1 protein-coding gene is annotated in these 536 nt (G+C 74.8%); it reads right to left on the bottom strand.

The window, feature by feature from the left end:
- On the bottom strand, window positions 1-536 hold a 536-nt coding region (locus AC1D15_RS36515), incomplete at both ends, for a ketoacyl-synthetase C-terminal extension domain-containing protein (protein ID WP_477829934.1).

The raw sequence follows: 536 nt of genomic DNA, 5'->3' as shown, positions 1-536 counted from the left end.
GGCCAGGCCGGCGCGCAGTTCGTCGACGCTCGCCCCGGTGAGCGCGACGCGGTGCGAGAAATGCGAGCGGCCGGTGTTCGCGCTGAAGCACAGGTCGGCGGCCTCGACGCTCTCGTCGAGCTGCAGCAGCCGCGCCTCGTGGCGGCGCGCCAGGTCGAGCAGCGCACCGTCGTCGCGCGCCGACAGCGCCAGCACGTGGGCCGGCCGCAGCGGGCCGGCCGGCGGGGCGGCCAGCGACGGTGTCGGAGCCGCCTCGAGGATCACGTGCGCATTGGTCCCGCTGAAGCCGAACGAGCTGACGCCCGCGAGCCGGCGGCCGTCGATCTCCGGCCAGTCGGTCGCCTGCGTCGGCACCTGCACCGGCCAGTTCCAGTCGATGTGCGGGTTGCCCTGCGTGAAGTGCAGGTGCGGCGGGATCTGCGCGCGCTGCAGCGACAGCACCACCTTGATCACGCCGGCCAGCCCGGCCGCGGCCTCCAGGTGGCCGATGTTGGTCTTGACCGAGCCGACGCGCAGCGGCAGCGCCGGATCGCGCC

The sequence above is a fragment of the Rhizobacter sp. P2_H2 genome (assembly GCF_056403375.1).
This window is presented reverse-complemented; position numbering and strand designations above follow the sequence as displayed.